The 16,710-nt window shown below is 70.9% G+C and carries 18 protein-coding genes; 10 read left to right on the top strand and 8 right to left on the bottom strand.

Translation table 11 applies throughout. The features are described 5' to 3' along the window. Positions 1–20 precede the first annotated feature (20 nt). From ACWCXX_RS20305 to ACWCXX_RS20320, 4 genes are all read left to right on the top strand, one after another. Positions 21–1,025: an ATP-binding cassette domain-containing protein gene (locus ACWCXX_RS20305; RefSeq protein ID WP_451129084.1), complete on the top strand. Its 1,005-nt coding sequence runs from the start codon at positions 21–23 to the stop codon at positions 1,023–1,025. Then, positions 1,025–1,816 carry an ABC transporter permease gene (locus tag ACWCXX_RS20310; RefSeq protein WP_451129086.1) on the top strand — a complete coding sequence of 264 codons (792 nt, stop codon included), beginning with the start codon at positions 1,025–1,027 and terminating at the stop codon, positions 1,814–1,816. The genes ACWCXX_RS20305 and ACWCXX_RS20310 overlap by 1 nt, the downstream gene beginning before the upstream one ends. 75 nt (positions 1,817–1,891) lie before the next feature. Further along, a complete protein-coding gene (locus tag ACWCXX_RS20315; protein ID WP_451129088.1) occupies positions 1,892–3,151 on the top strand; it encodes a cytochrome P450 in 1,260 nt (419 codons plus the stop codon). 6 nt (positions 3,152–3,157) lie between these two features. After that, positions 3,158–3,391, top strand: coding sequence for a ferredoxin (locus ACWCXX_RS20320; RefSeq protein ID WP_451129090.1), 234 nt, complete (start codon positions 3,158–3,160; stop codon positions 3,389–3,391). Positions 3,392–3,533: 142 nt separating this feature from the next. Here ACWCXX_RS20320 and ACWCXX_RS20325 read toward each other — a convergent pair whose 3' ends face one another. The 4 genes from ACWCXX_RS20325 to ACWCXX_RS20340 all read right to left on the bottom strand — a co-directional run bounded on the left by ACWCXX_RS20325 (position 3,534) and on the right by ACWCXX_RS20340 (position 6,835). Continuing rightward, positions 3,534–4,013, bottom strand: a complete 480-nt coding sequence (locus ACWCXX_RS20325) for a carboxymuconolactone decarboxylase family protein (RefSeq protein WP_451129092.1) — start codon at positions 4,011–4,013, stop codon at positions 3,534–3,536. Positions 4,014–4,151: 138 nt separating this feature from the next. Continuing rightward, positions 4,152–5,393, bottom strand: a complete 1,242-nt coding sequence (locus ACWCXX_RS20330; RefSeq protein WP_451129094.1) for an MFS transporter — start codon at positions 5,391–5,393, stop codon at positions 4,152–4,154. Continuing rightward, positions 5,390–6,025: an ArsR/SmtB family transcription factor gene (locus ACWCXX_RS20335; RefSeq protein ID WP_451129096.1), complete on the bottom strand. Its 636-nt coding sequence runs from the start codon at positions 6,023–6,025 to the stop codon at positions 5,390–5,392. The genes ACWCXX_RS20330 and ACWCXX_RS20335 overlap by 4 nt, the downstream gene beginning before the upstream one ends. A 435-nt stretch (positions 6,026–6,460) precedes the next feature. Then, positions 6,461–6,835: an ArsR/SmtB family transcription factor gene (locus ACWCXX_RS20340; RefSeq protein ID WP_451129098.1), complete on the bottom strand. Its 375-nt coding sequence runs from the start codon at positions 6,833–6,835 to the stop codon at positions 6,461–6,463. Between the two features lie 84 nt (positions 6,836–6,919). On the opposite strand from ACWCXX_RS20340, the gene ACWCXX_RS20345 reads away from it, so the two are divergent. The 3 genes from ACWCXX_RS20345 to ACWCXX_RS20355 all read left to right on the top strand — a co-directional run bounded on the left by ACWCXX_RS20345 (position 6,920) and on the right by ACWCXX_RS20355 (position 9,556). Further along, complete coding sequence (locus ACWCXX_RS20345; RefSeq protein ID WP_451129100.1) at positions 6,920–8,197, top strand: MFS transporter; 1,278 nt, start codon at positions 6,920–6,922, stop codon at positions 8,195–8,197. Positions 8,198–8,229: 32 nt separating this feature from the next. Next, the gene (locus tag ACWCXX_RS20350) at positions 8,230–8,703 is read left to right on the top strand and encodes a hypothetical protein (RefSeq protein ID WP_451129102.1); all 474 of its coding nucleotides are present in this window, start codon (positions 8,230–8,232) and stop codon (positions 8,701–8,703) included. A gap of 139 nt (positions 8,704–8,842) precedes the next feature. Further along, a complete protein-coding gene (locus ACWCXX_RS20355) occupies positions 8,843–9,556 on the top strand; it encodes a bleomycin resistance protein (protein ID WP_451129104.1) in 714 nt (237 codons plus the stop codon). 335 nt (positions 9,557–9,891) lie between these two features. On the opposite strand, the gene ACWCXX_RS20360 is transcribed toward ACWCXX_RS20355, so the two are convergent. Continuing rightward, on the bottom strand, positions 9,892–10,212 hold the full coding sequence (locus ACWCXX_RS20360; RefSeq protein ID WP_451129106.1) for a hypothetical protein: 321 nt from the start codon (positions 10,210–10,212) through the stop codon (positions 9,892–9,894). Continuing rightward, the gene (locus ACWCXX_RS20365; protein WP_451129108.1) at positions 10,199–10,807 is read right to left on the bottom strand and encodes a hypothetical protein; all 609 of its coding nucleotides are present in this window, start codon (positions 10,805–10,807) and stop codon (positions 10,199–10,201) included. Before ACWCXX_RS20365 ends, ACWCXX_RS20360 begins: the two co-directional genes overlap by 14 nt. A gap of 711 nt (positions 10,808–11,518) precedes the next feature. On the opposite strand from ACWCXX_RS20365, the gene ACWCXX_RS20370 reads away from it, so the two are divergent. Further along, on the top strand, positions 11,519–13,150 hold the full coding sequence (locus tag ACWCXX_RS20370; RefSeq protein WP_451129110.1) for an FAD-dependent monooxygenase: 1,632 nt from the start codon (positions 11,519–11,521) through the stop codon (positions 13,148–13,150). Between the two features lie 114 nt (positions 13,151–13,264). Here the strand turns inward: ACWCXX_RS20370 and ACWCXX_RS20375 are convergent, their stop codons facing one another. Continuing rightward, positions 13,265–13,933: a ScbR family autoregulator-binding transcription factor gene (locus ACWCXX_RS20375; protein WP_451129112.1), complete on the bottom strand. Its 669-nt coding sequence runs from the start codon at positions 13,931–13,933 to the stop codon at positions 13,265–13,267. 216 nt (positions 13,934–14,149) lie between these two features. Between ACWCXX_RS20375 and ACWCXX_RS20380 the strand changes: the two genes are divergently transcribed. Then, positions 14,150–15,007, top strand: a complete 858-nt coding sequence (locus ACWCXX_RS20380) for an NAD(P)H-binding protein (RefSeq protein WP_451129114.1) — start codon at positions 14,150–14,152, stop codon at positions 15,005–15,007. Positions 15,008–15,032: 25 nt separating this feature from the next. Here ACWCXX_RS20380 and ACWCXX_RS20385 read toward each other — a convergent pair whose 3' ends face one another. Next, positions 15,033–16,031 carry a ScbA/BarX family gamma-butyrolactone biosynthesis protein gene (locus tag ACWCXX_RS20385; RefSeq protein ID WP_451129116.1) on the bottom strand — a complete coding sequence of 333 codons (999 nt, stop codon included), beginning with the start codon at positions 16,029–16,031 and terminating at the stop codon, positions 15,033–15,035. 273 nt (positions 16,032–16,304) lie between these two features. Between ACWCXX_RS20385 and ACWCXX_RS20390 the strand changes: the two genes are divergently transcribed. Then, positions 16,305–16,481 (top strand): acyl-CoA carboxylase subunit epsilon, encoded by a 177-nt coding sequence (locus tag ACWCXX_RS20390; RefSeq protein ID WP_451129126.1) that lies wholly within the window; start codon positions 16,305–16,307, stop codon positions 16,479–16,481. The last annotated feature ends 229 nt before the right edge of the window (positions 16,482–16,710 follow it).

The raw sequence follows: 16,710 nt of genomic DNA on the forward strand, positions 1-16,710 counted from the left end.
GCCCTCGAAAGGAAAGCGGCATGACCGTCACCCAGGCATCCGCGCCGACCGCCGCGCACGCGACGGCACCGGCGATCACCGCCACCGGACTGCGCAAGTCCTACGGCGACAAGCTCGTGCTCGACGGCATCGACCTGAACATCGCCGAAGGCACCGTCTTCGCCCTGCTCGGGCCCAACGGCGCCGGAAAGACCACCACGGTGGAGATCCTCTCCACGCTCATCGGCGCCGACGCGGGCGAGGCCCGGGTCGCGGGCCACCACCTGACCCGGGACGCCGACGCGGTGCGCTCCGTGATCGGCGTCACCGGCCAGTTCTCGGCCGTCGACAATCTGCTGACCGCCGAGGAGAACCTGCTCCTCATGGCGGATCTGCACCACCTCGACCGGCGTGAGGGCCGGCGGCGGGCCGAGAACCTGCTGCGCCGCTTCGATCTGTCCGAGGTGGCCGGCAAGACCGCCGTCACCTTCTCCGGCGGCATGCGGCGCAAGCTGGACCTGGCGATGACCCTGGTCGGCGATCCGCGGGTCATCTTCCTCGACGAGCCCACCACCGGACTCGACCCGCGCAGCCGGCGCACCATGTGGGAGATCATCCGCGGCCTCGTCACCGACGACGGCGTCACCATCTTCCTGACCACCCAGTACCTCGAAGAGGCCGACCAACTCGCCGACCGGATAGCCGTGTTGGACCACGGCAGGCTGATCGCCGAGGGCACCGCCGACGAGCTGAAGCAGCGCATCCCCGGCGGCCACATCCGGGTGCGGTTCGCCGACGCCCAGAGCCTGGACGCCGCCGCGGGCATCTTCGGCATCGCCACGCGCGACGAGGAGTCGCTCACCCTCCAGATCCCCAGCGACGGCTCCATCCCCAACCTGCGGGCCGTCCTCGACACCCTGGAATCCACCGCCGTCCGGGCCGAGTCGCTCACCGTGCACACCCCCGACCTCGACGACGTCTTCCTGACCCTCACCGGCCGGCCCCGCCCCGCCACCACCGTCGCATCGCCCGAGGAGAACGTCTGATGGCCACCATGTCCTACGCCGCCCGGGATTCCAGGACGATGCTGCGGCGCAACCTCAAGAAGGCCCTGCGCTACCCGTCCCTGACACTCACCGTCGTCATCATGCCCATCATGATGCTGCTGCTGTTCAACTACGTCTTCGGCAGTGCCCTGGGCACCGGCATCAGCGACCTGCCCACCGGCAGCGGCGACTACATCGACTACGTCGCACCCGGCATCATCCTGATGGCCGCCACCTCCGGCGCCCTGACCACCGCGATCAGCGTCTGCATCGACAAGACCGAAGGCATCGTCAACCGCTTCCGCACGATGCCGATCTCCCGGGCCTCGTTCCTGACCGGCCATGTCGTCGCCGGTGTGATCCAGACGATGACCAGCGTCGCGCTCGTCATCGGCGCCGCCCTCCTGATGGGCTTCCGCCCCAACGCCACCGTCGTCGAGTGGATCGCCGCCATCGGCCTGCTCACCCTGCTCACCCTGGCCCTCACCTGGCTCTCCGCCGGCATCGGCCTGGTCGCCAAGAACGCCGAGACCGCCAGCAACATCCCGATGCCGCTGACGTTCCTGCCGTTCGTCGGCAGCGCCATCGTGCCGCCGGAGTCCATGCCCACCGGTCTGCGCTGGTTCGCCGAGTACCAGCCCTTCACCCCGGTCATCGAGACCCTGCGCGGCCTGTGGCTCGGCACCGGAATCGGCTCCAGCGCGGCCATCGGCCTCGCCTGGTGCGTGGGGCTCTCCCTGGTCGGCTACCTGTGGGCACGCCACACCTTCAAGACCGGAGACAAGCGGTAACTTCCGCCCCTCTCAAACCAATCCGCCGACCCAGGCCCCCGCTTCCCGCACAGTCCGACGATCACAGGAGGACCCATGCCGCACGACCCGGCAGCCACCGGAACCCCCGCCCCCGACGTCGCCCCTGCCGCCGCTGCCACCGCCGAAGAACCGCCCACCCTGCCCACCGACCGACGCACCGGCTGCCCCTTCGACCCGCCCGCCGAACTCACCGTGCCGAACAACGAGCCGGTGCGCCGCATGCGCTACGCCGACGGACACCTGGGTTGGCTGGTCACCGGTCACGCCGCGGCCCGCGCGGTCCTCGCCGACCCGCGCTTCAGCTCACGCTACGAACTCATGCACATGCCGATACCGATGGAGGGAGCGCCGACGGCGTTACCACCGGCACCGGTCGGCGACATCCTCGGCCTCGACGCCCCCGAGCACACCCGCTACCGGCGCCTGCTCACCGGCAGGTTCACCGTCCGCCGCATGCGTCAACTCACCCGGCACGTCGAACGGTTCACCACCGAGTGCCTGGACGCCATGGAACAGGCCGGACCCGCGGTCGACCTGGTGGAGGCGTTCGCGCAGCCCGTGCCCGCGCTCATGATCTGCGAGCTGCTCGGCGTGCCGTACGCAGACCGGGAGCGCTTCCGGAGCCAGGTGGCGACGATCTTCGACCAGGCGGCCGACGCGGAGGCGAAGGGCGGGGCCTACACGGAGCTGATCCAGTACCTGAACGAACTGGTCCTCGCCAAGCGCGCCGAGCCCACCGACGACCTGCTCAGCGATCTGACCGACTCCGACCTCACCGACGAGGAACTGGCCGGAATCGGCGGACTGTTGCTCGCCGCCGGGCTCGACACCACCGCGAACATGCTCGGCCTCGGCACCTTCGCCCTGCTGAGCAACCCCGGCCAACTGGCGGCCCTGCGCGCCGACCCCGCGCTCGCCGGGCAGGCAGCGGAGGAGCTGCTGCGCCACCTCAGCGTGGCCGACCCGCTGGTGCGTTCGGCGCTGGAGGACGTCGAGGTGGAGGGCCGGCTGATCAGGGCGGGGGAGTCGGTGACCGTTTCCGTGCAGGCCGCCAACCGCGACCCGCACCGGTTCCCCGACCCCGACCGGCTCGACATCCGCCGCAGGGCCACCGGACATCTGGCCTTCGGCCATGGCATCCACCAGTGCTTGGGCCAGCAGCTCGCCCGCGTCGAGATGACCGTCGCGTTCCCGGCGCTCTTCGCCCGCTTCCCCGGTCTGCGCCTCGCGGTGCCGCCGCAGGAGGTGCCACTGCGCGACCGTGCCAACATCTACGGAGTGATCAGCCTGCCCGTCACCTGGGACGAGGAGTAGAGCCCCATGAGCGATCCACAGGAACCGCTGCGTATCGATGTCGACCGTGACCGTTGCGTCGGCGCCGGCATGTGCGCCCTGACGGCCCCCGCGGTCTTCGACCAGGACGAGGAGGAGGGCCTGGTGGTGCTCCTGCACTCCGTCCCGGACCCCGGGCACCGGGCCGCCGCCCGGATGGCCGTCGGCCTCTGCCCCGCAGGAGCCATCACCCTCGACTCCCCGGATTCCACGGCCCCGTAGCGACCGCGGCACCATCCGGGCCGAGACCCCCGCACCGTGCACCGGTGGGGGGCTCTCGCGTGTACGGACCCGGCCGCCGCACCGCTCCGGCCGTCTCCGGATCGGACCGGTCCGTACTCCGTGTTCCGTACTCCGTCGCCGGTCAGCTCGACATGTCGGCGAACATGCCGGGCTCGTACGAACCTCCCAGGTTGTTCACGATCACGTTCATCCGGGTGGCAGCGTTGATCAGGGCGATCAGGCAGACCAGCGCCCCCATCTGGTCGTCGTCGTAGTGCTTGCGCACCTCGGCCCAGGTCTCGTCGGACACGCCGCGGTCGCCGAGCCGGGTGCCCTCCTCGGCGAGCGCCAGCGCGGCCCGCTCGGCCTCGGTGAACACGGTGGTGTGGCGCCAGGCGGCGACCAGGTTGAGCCGGAGCGCGGTTTCACCGGCGGCCGTGGCCTCCTTGGTGTGGGCGTCCAGGCAGAAACCGCAGCCGTTCATCTGGCTGACCCGCAACTCCACCAGGTGCTGCAGGGACTTGGGGAGCGTCGACTGCTCCAGGGGCAGGGAGGCGTTGTAGAACCGCTTGGCGATCTTCGCGGCGGTCGGGCTGTCGAACAGGTTGAAACGGGGTTTCATGACGTCGTCCTCACTCGTGTTCGTCCGGTGCGGCAGCACAGGACGAACACAAGACGCCGACGCCCCGGCCCGTGTGACAGCACGTCGACGTGACGTACGCCACCGGCCGCGGTTGTCACAGAGCGGCGGCGCCCGGTTTCACGCGCCCGTGCCCCGGAGTTCGGCGCGCCGCAGGGCCGGGGCCGCAGCGGCCAGTACGGCCGCCAGCAGGCTGATCACTCCGCATCCGGCGAAGAAGGCGGCAGCGCCCCACAGTTGGGCGGTGAGGCCCGCGACGGGGAAGAGGGCGGGCGCCAGGCCCAGGGTGCACAGTGTGGTGAGGGAGGTGACCCGGCCCAGGTAGCGGGGATCCGTCTCCGCCTGGACCAGGGCGCCGGTGAGTGTCACCGTGGTGCCGCCCGCCAGGCCGATCAGAACGATGAGGGCGATGGCGGACCACAGGGTCGGTGCCCGTCCCAGAGCAACCGTGGCCGCGGCGGTGACCAGCAGTGCGACGACGAGGCCCCGGCCGACGTGGGCGACGCGCGGGACAACGGTGAACCACAGGGCCGCGGCTCCCGCCCCGACGCTGAAGGCGCTCGCCAGCCACCCCGTGCCGGATGCGCCCCAGCCCCGTTCGTCCGCCAGCAGCACCAGGCCCAGGGCGACCGGGCCGCTGAAGCACATCTCGCTCAGCCCGATCACCCCCGCCAGCGGGGCGAGCAACCGGTGGCGGCGCACGTAGCGCAGACCGGCGCTCAACTCCTGCCGGGTGGTACGGCGGTCGGGGGTGGCCGGAGCCGGGGCGGGGCCGATGCGAACGGTGAGGAGAAGGACGAGCGACACGGCGAAGAGGGCCCCCGCGGCGGCAAAGGCGCCACCGGCTCCCCCGGCAGCCAGCACGGTGCCGCCCACGGCGGGGCCGAGGGAGTTGCTCAGCCGGATCGACAGCCCCCGCATCCCCTGGAGGCGGGCGAGTTGGTCCCGTCTCGTGATGCGGGGCGGGAACGCGCCCACGGCGGGCATGAACACCGCGTCCACGACGCCGAAGACCAGGGCGAGCGGCACCAGCAGCCACAGCCCCGGCGCCGCCGACACCAGCACGGCGGCCGACACCAGGATGACCAGACAGCGGGTGGCATCACTGACCACGGCGACCCGCCGGGGGCCGAACCGGTCGGCCACCACGCCCCCGACGAGCATGAACACCGCCCGGGGGAGGGCCCCGGCCGCGACCACCAGCCCTGCCTGCGACGGCCCGGCCGTGCGGGTGGCGGTCCAGGACAGCGCCAGGAAATAGACCACGTCCCCGGTGACCGACGCGGTGTACGCGGCGAGCCAGCGCAGCACGTTGCCGTCCCGGTAAGCGGGCCGGGCCACGGCCGGGACGGGCCCGCTCATGAACCGGCGGACCGCGGCGGGACCGTACCCGGCACCGGGAACGCCTGCACCTGCACCGCCACCGGTACGAGCCCCTCGGCGTCCCGGTCCTCCACCTGTCGGTACCGGGAGATCACCGCGAAGACCTCGTCGCGCATCCGGGCGACGTCCTTCGGGGCCAGCCGCAGCACGAAGTCCCCGAACGTGCTGACCTCGAACCACTCCTCGGGCAACAGCGGCACCTCCTGCGCCGCCGCGCGCAGGCGCTCCCCGCAGGCGAGGGCCACGGCGTGCGCGTAGGCACGCCCGGCCTCCCGCCGTTCCGGAGCAACGGACTCCGGAGCATCGGACGCCGGATCGTGGAGGGACTGGCGGTGGGCGGCCTTCCACCACCGCTCACGCCCGGTGCCCCGCCCCGGCTCCTCCACGACGAGCCCGCCCGCGGCCAGGCGACGCAGGTGATAGCTCGCGGCCCCGGGATTGATGCCGAGCTCACCTGCGACTTTGGTCGCGGTCGACGGGCCGCGCTGCCGCAACAGCGCGAGCACATTGATCCGCACGGGGTGGGCCAGTACGCGCAGAGCGGCGGTGTCCAGTTCGACGTCCGGCTCCGCCGACGTCCGGTCCGACGAGTCGACAGGGGAAGCAGCCATGCGCGCCAGAGTAGACCTACAACATTTCTTTCGAAAGAGTTGTTGTGAAGGGTTGCAGCCGACCGCTCGTGCGCCAAGCATTACCGGGGCCTGGTTCGCAGCCGGTCGGTGTGGCGTACGCCCGGAGGCCCGGCGGGTCGCTGAGCAGGTGATCCGCAAGGAGGCCGCGGTGAAGAACCGGCCCTCGGACCGGACAACCCAGGCCCCCGCACCCGTGTCGCCCGAATGCTCGGCTGCAATGACGACACCGCTGCAACGACGACACTGCTACAACAACGACACCGCTGTAACGACGACACCACTACAACGACGACACCACGGCCCGCCTCGCCGGAGAGGCCGGAGGGGCCTGGCGACACCACGATCCCGGTGACCGCACGAGGTGATGGCAGGTCCGCTCGGGTGTGTTCCAGCCCGGCACTGGGCAACGGGCCGTCATCCGCTTCGGGGCCGGTTCGGCTCGGGTGGCCAACCGGCGATCACCTCACGTCCTTGTGGGATGGCCAGGTCGAGCAGCCCCGGGAAGCGGTCGTCGAGATCGTCCCGGCGAAGCCGGTTGAACCGCCGGGTCCCCTCGTCGCGCTGACGGATCACGCCGGCTTCTCGGAGGGCCTTGAAGTGGCCGCTTTGGGTCGACTTGCTGACCGGCAGTGCGAACGTCGCGCATGCCAGTTCGCCGTTGGGTTCGACGTCGGCGAGTCGGGCGACGATGGCCAACCGGACCGGATCGCCAAGAGCGGCCAGCACGGTGGTGAACCGCAGTTGGGCACGGTCGGGGTGGACGAGTTCGGTGGCGGTACGGCTGGCCATGTCCCCAGCATAGCCAAGCATGTTCGGCACTCCCGAACATCTGCTATGTTCGGGAATTCCGAACATGACGCGTTGGAGGAACGGATGCCGCACGACCGCCTCACCGCCGCACACCGCGACCGCCCGGCCCGGCGTTCCGGCTCGCCGGGCGCGGACCTGGACGAGCAACCCGCTCCCAGGGGCCGATGGCCGTTCTGGGGCACGGCTTACGCCCTGCTGGTCCTGCTGACCGGCACGAACCTGCCGACGCCGTTATACCGGGGCTACGAGGTGAGATTCGGGTTCTCGCCGCTGGTCGTTACGCTGATCTTCTCTGCGTACGTGGCCGCGCTGATCCCGTCCCTCCTGGTGGCCGGCCCGGTCTCGGACGCGGTCGGTCGGCGCCGCGTGCTACTGCCGGCCATGGCCGTGGCTGCGCTGGGATCGCTGGTGTTCGCTCTCGCCACGAGTACGGGGTGGCTGTTCGCCGCCCGCATCCTGCAGGGCGTCGCACTCGGCGCGGCCTCGGGACCGCTGACCGCGGCGCTGACAGAGCTGGAGCCCACCGGCAATCGCCGCAAGGCGGCGCTGGTGGCCACCGTGGCTTCCGTGGGTGGCCTGGGACTTGGCCCCGTACTGGCCGGTTTCCTCGCCCAATACGCCCCGGCACCCGATGTCTTGCCGTTCGCGGTGGAGATCGCGTTGCTGGCGCCTGCGGCGGCAGTGGTCACGATGCTGCCGACGACACGGTCGATGGCCCGGTGGCGCCCCCGCCGTCCCGAGATACCCACGACCGTGCGGGCAGCCTTCGCCACCAGCGGGACGGCCGGCTTCCTCGCATTCGCCGTGATCGGGTTGTTCCTCACCCTCGTCCCCACCTACGTGGCCGCCCTCTCGGGCAGCAAGAACCTGCTGCTGGGCGGTGCGGTCGTGGCACTGATGCTGATGTGCTCCGCACTCGCCCAACTCGCCTGCTATGGCAGGTCGGCCCAGGTCCTGGAGCTTCTCGGGCTCCCGCTTCTGGCCACCGGACTGGTGCTGCTCGCCGTTGCCGGCGGTTGCTCCTCGCTGATCCTGCTGCTCGCCGCGACGGTGACAGCCGGCACCGGCCAGGGCCTGGTATTCCTCGGCGGTCTCACCGTGATCAACCAGGCGGCCCCCGCCGGCCGCCACGCCGACGTGCTCTCCAGCTTCTACGTGATCATCTACCTCGGCGTCGGCCTGCCCGTCATCGGCGTCGGCTTCCTCGCCATCGTGACCGGACTTCTTACCGCCGTGCAGTACTTCGCCTGCGCTGTCGCCCTGCTGTGCCTGGTCGTGCTGTTCGCCCTCGCCCGAGCACGTCACCGCACCTCGCCCCCAGGCGAAACCGCCGCCGACTGACTGGCTCCGGCCACCCTTCTTCCGGGAGATTCATGGACACCACCGGACTCGACGCCGCCTACCGCCGCCTGCTCACCGCGGCCGAAGCGATCAGCGACACCCGCGTCCTCGCCACGGACGCACGCTCTGCCGTCGACTGGACCCTGAGCCACCTCGCACTCAGCGACCGAATTCTCGCCACCGCAGCACGCGACCTCCTTGCCGGCCTCCCCGTCGTCATCGACAACCGCGACGCGATGGACAGCACCGCCATCGCCTCACTGATCGCCTCCACCACCCACGCCCGGCGCATCGACCTGGTGCGCCGCAACGCGGCCGACCTCGTCGCCCTGATCACCGCCATTCCCGAGCACACCTCCGCCGCACCCGTGCGACTTCATCTGGTCGACCGCGACGGCCGACAGCTCCCCGACCAGCAGTTGCCCTGGAACGGCCTGATCCGACTACGCGCGACCGAACATCTCCCCGGACACGCGGCGAGGCTGACGGGGCTCTCCGCCAAGTAGCCATCGCGAACCGAAGAGCGGCCGAGCCGCGCTACCGATGCCTCGGCTCACGCCAGATCACCAAAGGGGGGCCAGGCTCCAAAGGACAGGGGCAACAGCCCCTCCCTACTTTCTAGTCAAATTTGATTAGAGTGGAGGCATGAGCGAGAAGACGATTCCGATCCTGCCGTGCCGGACCCTTCGGCCCGTTCTCGATTTCTACACCGCCCTCGGGTTCGAGGTGATCTTCCAGCAGTGGAGCCCCAACCCCTACGCGGTCGTCGAACGCGGCGGCATCGAGCTCCACTTCTTCGGAATGAAGCAGTACGACCCGGCCGGCTCGTACAGTACGTGTCTCGTCGCGACCGAGGACGTCGACGGGCTGCACGAGGAGTTCCGGGCCGGCCTCAAGGCCGCGTACGGAAGGGTTCCGGTACGGGGGCTGCCGCGCATCGGAGCGCTGAAGGACATGTCCTACGGCGTGCGGCAGTTCCTCATGACCGACCCGGGCGGCAACTGCGTCCGCGTGGTCCGACGGACGAGCGAGAACCTGCACCACCGGCCCGCGCCCGGGGGGACCTTCGCCCGAGCCCTGCACCACGCCTCCCTCCTCGCGGACTCGAAGGAGGATCTGGCGGGCGCCGCGCGGGTCCTCGACCGCGCGCTGGACCCCGGGGACGAGGAGCCGACGCGCGTGCAGCTCCTCCAACTCCTCGTGCTGCGCGCGGATGTCGCCGGACGCCTCGGCGACGAGGAGGCGGCGGCTTCCGCGCTCGGCCGGGCCGTGGAGATCCGTCTCGCCGCCGAGGAGCGGGACCCGGCCCGGGACACCCTCATGCGCCTGGAGGAGCTGCGCGCCGCGGCCCGGCCGTGAACCCGCCACCCGCCGACCCGGTCCCGGGCTCGACCACCGTCCCCGCGAAGCCCGGTCGGCGACGGTTGAGCACGCCGACGAGAGCGGCCAGGTCTGCGGCACCGGCCGGGTCGTCCGCATAGCGGGTGGTCTGGAGAGGGCCGACCTCCGGAAGGACGATGTCCTCGCGGGCCAGGACGTGGTCCAGGTCAGCAGGGCCGCGCGGGCATTGCCGTCGGTGAAGGGATGGAAGAACGCCACGTCGAGGTAGACACGGGCCGCGCGGGCCGCCGACGGGACCTCCGGGCCGGTCGCCTCGCGCAGGCAGGCGGCGAATTCGGCCTGGGTGCGCGAGGTCAGGCCGTAGCGTTCACGACCGGCCTTCGCATGGGCGTCGCTCGTACGGAACGGAGCCTCCGCTTCGCCGAGACCTCGTGCTGCCAGGCGGCCAGCAGGGCGAAGTCCAGTGGGGCGCGGCGGGCGGCATCGGCGCGGGCCAGGGCGTGGGCGGCGAGCAGCCGCTCGGCGCGGGCGGGGTCGCGTCGGCGCACCGGGCCGTCGCACCAGGCCCGAAAGCCGTCGCGCACAGGCGGAATCCGCCGCAGGACCGGTGCTTGTCGCCAGTCGGTGTCGCGGCGCACGCGCAGCCAGACCGAAAGGCTGTCAGTAGCGGTCATGGAGATCGTCCAGAGTCGCCCGCTCGCGGTGGTCCTGGTAGTGGGCGTGGCCGGTGAGGCCGACTGCGAGGTCCTCGCCGACGGATTCGGCCAGCGTCTGTTCAGAGGTGACCCAGCTCTCGAAACGGCCGCCGATCGCGCTTTCCACCGCCTGCTCGGCCTCGGCCCGGCCCATGCCGGTGGTGGTGAGGAACCAGCGCAGGATCTGCGTGGCCTGACCGTGCCAGCCGCCCTCGCGCCCGAGTCCAGCGCGAGGGTCGCGAGCCGGACGCAGGCCCGTTCCAGGTGCCAGCTGCGGTCCTCGGGGGAGGCTTCCGGGGGGCGGCGCCGGCTCCGCGAAGTGCTGGGCCATCCGCTCCAGCCACTCGCGCCCCTCCAGCAGCGCGGCCACGCCGCGAGCCGCGGTCTCGTCGGGGGTGGTCACGGAGCTTGCCCCGGTGACCCAGCTGCCGATGGGGCCGCCGTGCCGGTAGCACCAGTTCCATCCCTGGGCCCAGTCCCGTAGCGCCCCCGGGATGGTCGCGTCCACCTGGCTTTCGCACCAGTACTCGCCCTGCCACCAGCCCGCCATGCCGGAGAGCACGGGGGCACCCATTCCCGGATCAGTGTGCAAAGACGGGCTTCCTCGTCCGCGTCCCAGGTGAACGGGTGGCGGGCCGGATCGAGATCATCCCAGCTCCGCATGCCCGCGGACGGGACGGGCGGCACGAGGTTCTCGGGGAAGGGCAGGGTGTCTCGGTTGTACGTCAGTGCAGGCTCCACTCTTTCTGCCCGATTGTGACCAGCCTGTTCGATGTGATCAGCCCGCCAGTCTCGGCTCGTGGGGCCCTGGGGGCGAACGGTTTTCCGGACCCGTCAGGAGGCCGAGCGGGTCCGGGGTGTCGTCCGTCGGCCGCTGACCGACCGGGGCGGGGGAGCCGGCCGGAGGCGTCCACCCGTGGGAGGTGCGGCGGCGCGGACCGTGGTGCCGGGCTGTGCCGAGGCGGTGGGATCCCGTGTGCGAGCCCGGATTCACCCCTGAAAACAAACCGTTACGTTGTTTTCTCCTTCGTCTCAACGGTTCGCGATGGGCATATGCCCCGTTCATCAACCCTCTCCGTGAGCGTTCGGACACCTTTGGTGAACCTTTGGCTGACAGTTGGGTCGGTGTCGTTGCAAAGAACCGTCCAACCGGTATATTTACCGGCCTGGGGGGAGCCCGTGTTCCGAACAGAAGCGGGGCCCTCTTCTGCATTTCCGTATGTGGTCCATTGACGACCAGGGGCGTGGGGACGCCCCGGGCGGAAAAAAAAAAGGGGGGTCCAGGATGACTGGCCGAATACGCGCACAGGTGATGGTTGTCGGAGGAGGGCCGGTCGGCATGCTCGCCGCGGCCGAGCTCGCCGCACAGGGGGTCGACACGCTGGTCCTCGAAGCGGGGGCCGTCACTTCGGAACGGCCCAAGGCCACCACGCTCCACGCACGGGCGGTGCAGTGCCTGGCCCGACGCGGTTACTTCTTCGCGCCGGAGCCGCGCCCCGCGGGCAGGGGGGCCACCATGCCCTTCCACTTCGCGGGCATTCCGGGGCTTTCCATCACCGCCCCGGAGGCGGAGCCCGACCCGGTCCTGAAGGCCCCCCAGGTCGAACTGGAACGGCTCTTCGAGAACAGGGCGCGGGCCAACGGCGCCCGGGTACTGCGCGAGCACCGGGTGACGGACATGGTGCAGGACCGGGACGGCGTGCGGGTCACCGCGGAGAGCCCGCAGGGGCACCGGTCCTTCACCGTCGCGTACGTGGTGGGGGCGGACGGGGCCCGCAGCACGGTCCGCGAGATGGCGGGGATCGCCTCCGACGTCGGCCTGCCGACCATGTCCGCGATGACGGGCCTGGTCCGCATGCCGGACCCGCAGGCCGTCCCGGTGGGCTGGCACCGTACGCCCAGGGGCTGGCTCATCGCCAAGAAGGGCCCCGACGGGCGCACCCTGATCCACGCGCTCACCGACGGGGACGCCTCGGCCGCCCGCCATCTTCCGCTCACCCTGGCCGAGTTGAGAGCGGAGGCGGAGCGGATCGCCGGGCGCGGCATCGAGATGACCGACCCCCGCTGGCTCGGCCGGTTCAGCGACTTCACCCGGCTCGCCCGGACCTACCGCGCGGGACGGTTCTTCCTGGCCGGGGACGCCGCGCACGTGCACTTCCCGATCGGCGGCCAGGGCCTGAGCACGGGGGTACTGGACGCCCTCGACCTCAGCTGGAAGCTCGCCCTCGTGGTGCGGGGCGCCGCGGGCGACGGGCTGCTCGACACCTACGGCCCGGAACGCCGGCCCGCCGCCCGGCGGGTCATCGAGAACACCCGTGCCCAGGCCGCGCTGATGCATCCCGGCGCCGAAGTCGACTCCCTGCGGACGCTGCTCGCCGGGCTCCTGGAGTCGGGTCGCGGCAATGACTTCCTGAGCGCGATGATCAGTGCCCAGGACACCGTGCTTCCGTCGCGCGCCGACCGCCGCTCCCGCTCACCGCGAGAAGGAACCTTTCTTCACAACGTCGAACTGGCCACGGTCCAGGGCCCTTCGGACGTGATCGGGCTGCTGGGGAGGAGCGGCAAACCGCTTCTGCTGCTCTCCGGCGAGGGCGGAAGGCGTTGTACGGACACGGATGCGGTCCGGTCCTGGGCCCGCTCCCTGCACGTGGTGCACTGTGCGCCGACGGGCGCCCTGCCGTGCGACGCCTTGCTCGTACGCCCCGACGGGTACGTCGCCTGGGCCTCGGACGGCGGCGAACCGCTGGGCGATGCCCTGATGTCGCTCTTCGGCGAGGGCGAGGGCGAGGGCGAGGGCGCGGACCAGGACGTGGACAGGGGCGCGGGCGCGAACACAGGCACGGGTGCGGGTGCGGCTCTCCGTCCCGAGGCGGTCCCCGTACCGGGCCGGGTGCCTGCCACGAGCGGCCACCGCTGACGCGGGCCACCGACACTCGCGAGGGTGAACGGCGGGGGCAGGGCGGGCAGTTCCCGGGGCCTTTCGTGAGGAGAGGCCCCAGGGGTAGTCCGTTCCCGAACCGCCGGACAGGACCTAACCGACCGGGACGCCGACCTTCTCGTCGAGCGTTTCGGTCAGCTCGGTGAAGACCGCCTTGCCCCGCGCCTGGGAGAGGTCCACCGACGCGAGCACGGACGCCAGCACCACATTGGGCAGCAGATGGCGGAGCAGGGAGCAGACCCGGTCGTCGAGATCCCGGTAGTTGCTGATCGCCTGCGACATCGCCTGGACACCGGCGAAACTGCCCACCAGTACGTCCGAGGTCTCGCGGGGCATGACGTGGGGGAGGAGCTCCCCCTGGGCCTGCGCCTTCTCCAGGAGGTCCCGCATGACCTGACCCCAGTTCAGGAAGGGGCCGCTGCGGTCGAGGTCCTGCGCCTGCTGGTCCAGGGACAGCCGGACGCCGGCGCGGACCATGGGGTCCGTCTGCAACCGGTGGGCGTGCAGCATGATGACGTCCACGACCTCCTGCGTCTTGCAGGCCCGATCGGGAACGGAAAGGCGCTGGTCCTGCTCGCTGAGCACCCCCTGGGCCAGCTCCTCCTTGGACTGGAAGTGGAAGTACAGGGCCCCCTTCGTTACCCCCGCCTCGGCGAGTATCTCGGTGATCGTGGCCGCCTGATAACCGTGCAGCTCGAACACCTTGGCCGCTGCAGACAGGATCGTCTGGCGTGTACGGATGGCTCGATCCTGCTTCGCCACTCTCGCCTCCTTCAGCTATGTGGTCGATACATCTAAGCTGCGTCGCACCTCATGAAAAAAACCGGCTAGTTTGTATCTTACAGTGATTAGCGCTCGCAGCGAATGGGGGCACTGCATGATCGAGACGGACGACGGGGCCACCGGCACCGGGAACCGCGGCATCGAGATCTGCTTCCCGGGCCCCGCCGGAAGGCCGGTACGGGAAACGGGGGAGCGATGATTCTGGTGACGGGTGCGACCGGGACGGTCGGCGGGGAGGTGGCCCGTTCCTTCCCGGCCGGCCTGCCGTTGCGTCTCATGACCAGGAATCCCGCGCGGGTCACGGCGGTTCGGCCCGGGGCGGAGGTCGTGGCCGGGGACTACGCCGACCCCGGCTCGCTGGCCCGGGTGCTGCGAGGGGTGCGCGGTGTCTTCCTCGTCACGAACCGGGTCGGCGGTGACGACGACGCAGTCTTCCTCCGGGCCGCGCGGACGGCGGGCGTGCGCCACGTCGTGAAACTCTCCGCCGCCGCGGTCGCCGACGAGCGGGCCGACGACCTGATCACGCGTTGGCAGCGGACCAACGAGGACCTCCTGCGGGAGTCCGGCATGGCCTGGACCCTGCTGCGGCCCCGTTCGTTCATGTCCAACTGCCTGTCCTGGGCGGGGCCGATCCGCTCCGAACGGGTCGTACGGGCGCTGTACGGAACCTCGGTGAACGCATGCGTGGATCCGCGCGACATCGCGGAGGTTGCGGTACGCGCCCTCACCGACGAGGGGCACCACGGCGCGGTCCACACACTGACCGGGCCGGAGGCGATCAGTGCGGCGGAGCAGACGCGTCGCCTCGCACGGGTGCTCGAAGCGCCTTTGCGCTTCGAGGAGTTGGAGCCGGATCAGGCGCGGGCCGCGCTGCTGCGCCGGTACCCGGAGGAAGTGGCGGACGCGCTGCTCAACAGTGCGCGGCGGCAGCGCGACGGGGCCAAGGCCGGGGTGGGAAGCGGGGTCGGCGATGTGACGGGCCGACCGGCCCGGTCGTTCGACGAGTGGGCCGGGGACCATGCGGCCGCCTTCGCCCCCGAGGCGTCCTCATGAGGGCGAAGGCGGTGCCGTGACCGGATCAGCCCTTGTGCGCCAGGACCTTCACGGTGGAGGTGAACACCAGCTCCCCGTCCTGGTGGCCGGTCACCAGGACCGACTGCTCGCCGCCGGCCGCGTGGGGCAGGGGCTGCGCCTGGATCGTGCAGGGCGTGTCCAGCTCGGCGTACCGGTGGAACTCGCTCGCGATGTTCACGGGCAGTACCACGGAGCCCTCGCAGGCCGCTGCCGCCGCCTGCCGGGCGGCTTCGAGGAGCACCATGCCGGGAACGTGGTCGACCGGGTGGTCGAAGAGGACGTGATGCCGGGTGTCGGCCCTGAGCTGCCAGCGGTTCGTCTCGCCGAGGGGGGAGAGCACCACGTCGATGGGCGACATGCGGCCGACGCTCTGGGGCGAGGCGGGGGCCGTGAGGGCGAGCCGGGGCGGGCCGTCGGGGGTGCCGCGGTTCCCGCGCAGCCTCCGGTACACCGCAGGGGTGGTGCAGGTGTAGGAGGCGCTCCCGGTCACGGCCGGCCGGCCGTCGCGGTGGACCACCGCCTCGTAGCGCAGTCCGGTCAGCTTGCCGCCGCGCTGCTTGACCTCGGTGCAGGTGACGTCGATGTCGAGCGAGGCGGGGGTGTCGCAGATCAGGACCTGGTCCGGCTCGACGGTGTACTGGAGGTCCCACATCAGGAACTGATGGCCGAAGGGGACGTCGAACTCCGCGTGTGCGAGCAGCGAACCCACCTGGCGGATCGTCTCCGCCGCCAGCAGCGGATCGTGGTGGGCGCCGATGGGACTGAAGAAGCTGTGGCCGCGGGGCCACTGGGCCGTCACCTTGAAGTGGGTGTCGTCCTCGCGCTTCCAGTCGGTGAGCATGACCTCGGCAACGGCCGCCCGGTGGACGAACTCCTTGGGGACGGTGGTCGTCAGTGACGGGAAGCGGAACAGCGGAGGTGCGATCGGCGCGGTCGCCGGGCTGTCCCGTACGGGAGCCTCGTTCGTGACCGGTCCGGCAGGCTGGAACGTTGTCGCAGTCATCTATCCCCCAAAACCACGGTGCCGAGAACTCGTTGAGCCCCTCGCGGGACACCAAAGATACATACCACCCGGTTTAATTTCTACTGTTGTGCCGCACTCGCCGGAGCCAAAACCGCAAGATCCACTTCTCTCCAGGGCGCCCGTCCGCCCGTCCGTGTGGGCTCGCTTCGAGCGGATCTCGACCGGATCTCGATCCTGCCGCCCCATGGTGTCCAGACGGCAGAGGGGGTCTTCGTGAGCGGATTTCGCCGTGGGGCGACCGAGGTGGTGCGGGTGGAGCGAGGTAACCCGAATCGGGATGAAATGAATGCCCTGACCAAGGCTTTGCTCTCCGTACTCGCCAGAAACCGGGGCAGAGTGCGTGCGCGCGAGGGCGGCACGGGGGATCGGCCCGCCGGATGGCGGCGATGGGAACGGGCGCCGTACCGGGCTCCGCACAGCTGGCGATAGCCGCCACGTGCGGAGACGGCGCAGAGGAAGTCGCGCGCGAGCAGAAAACCGCACGTCTGGTTTGTTATTCTGGGCTCAATGCCGAAAGGCGACGTCGAGAGGGGCTGGGGCATGCCGGTGAGGAGAGCCGCCGGGCCGACCGACACCCGTGGCCGGGTGGCCGAGCTGCTGGCGCTGCGTGAGCAGGCCCGTCGTGGACCGAGTGACCGGGCGACCGGGGCGCAGCATG

It is taken from the genome of Streptomyces sp. NPDC001732 (assembly GCF_053596315.1).

What these genes read in the sequence shown, in the direction of transcription:
- ACWCXX_RS20305 (WP_451129084.1), top strand. Translation starts at nt 21, where the DNA reads ATGACCGTCACCCAGGCATCCGCGCCGACCGCCGCGCACGCGACGGCA.
- ACWCXX_RS20310 (WP_451129086.1), top strand. Translation starts at nt 1,025, where the DNA reads ATGGCCACCATGTCCTACGCCGCCCGGGATTCCAGGACGATGCTGCGG.
- ACWCXX_RS20315 (WP_451129088.1), top strand. Translation starts at nt 1,892, where the DNA reads ATGCCGCACGACCCGGCAGCCACCGGAACCCCCGCCCCCGACGTCGCC.
- ACWCXX_RS20320 (WP_451129090.1), top strand. Translation starts at nt 3,158, where the DNA reads ATGAGCGATCCACAGGAACCGCTGCGTATCGATGTCGACCGTGACCGT.
- ACWCXX_RS20325 (WP_451129092.1), bottom strand. Translation starts at nt 4,013, where the DNA reads ATGAAACCCCGTTTCAACCTGTTCGACAGCCCGACCGCCGCGAAGATC.
- ACWCXX_RS20330 (WP_451129094.1), bottom strand. Translation starts at nt 5,393, where the DNA reads ATGAGCGGGCCCGTCCCGGCCGTGGCCCGGCCCGCTTACCGGGACGGC.
- ACWCXX_RS20335 (WP_451129096.1), bottom strand. Translation starts at nt 6,025, where the DNA reads ATGGCTGCTTCCCCTGTCGACTCGTCGGACCGGACGTCGGCGGAGCCG.
- ACWCXX_RS20340 (WP_451129098.1), bottom strand. Translation starts at nt 6,835, where the DNA reads ATGGCCAGCCGTACCGCCACCGAACTCGTCCACCCCGACCGTGCCCAA.
- ACWCXX_RS20345 (WP_451129100.1), top strand. Translation starts at nt 6,920, where the DNA reads ATGCCGCACGACCGCCTCACCGCCGCACACCGCGACCGCCCGGCCCGG.
- ACWCXX_RS20350 (WP_451129102.1), top strand. Translation starts at nt 8,230, where the DNA reads ATGGACACCACCGGACTCGACGCCGCCTACCGCCGCCTGCTCACCGCG.
- ACWCXX_RS20355 (WP_451129104.1), top strand. Translation starts at nt 8,843, where the DNA reads ATGAGCGAGAAGACGATTCCGATCCTGCCGTGCCGGACCCTTCGGCCC.
- ACWCXX_RS20360 (WP_451129106.1), bottom strand. Translation starts at nt 10,212, where the DNA reads ATGACCGCTACTGACAGCCTTTCGGTCTGGCTGCGCGTGCGCCGCGAC.
- ACWCXX_RS20365 (WP_451129108.1), bottom strand. Translation starts at nt 10,807, where the DNA reads ATGGGTGCCCCCGTGCTCTCCGGCATGGCGGGCTGGTGGCAGGGCGAG.
- ACWCXX_RS20370 (WP_451129110.1), top strand. Translation starts at nt 11,519, where the DNA reads ATGACTGGCCGAATACGCGCACAGGTGATGGTTGTCGGAGGAGGGCCG.
- ACWCXX_RS20380 (WP_451129114.1), top strand. Translation starts at nt 14,150, where the DNA reads ATGATTCTGGTGACGGGTGCGACCGGGACGGTCGGCGGGGAGGTGGCC.
- ACWCXX_RS20385 (WP_451129116.1), bottom strand. Translation starts at nt 16,031, where the DNA reads ATGACTGCGACAACGTTCCAGCCTGCCGGACCGGTCACGAACGAGGCT.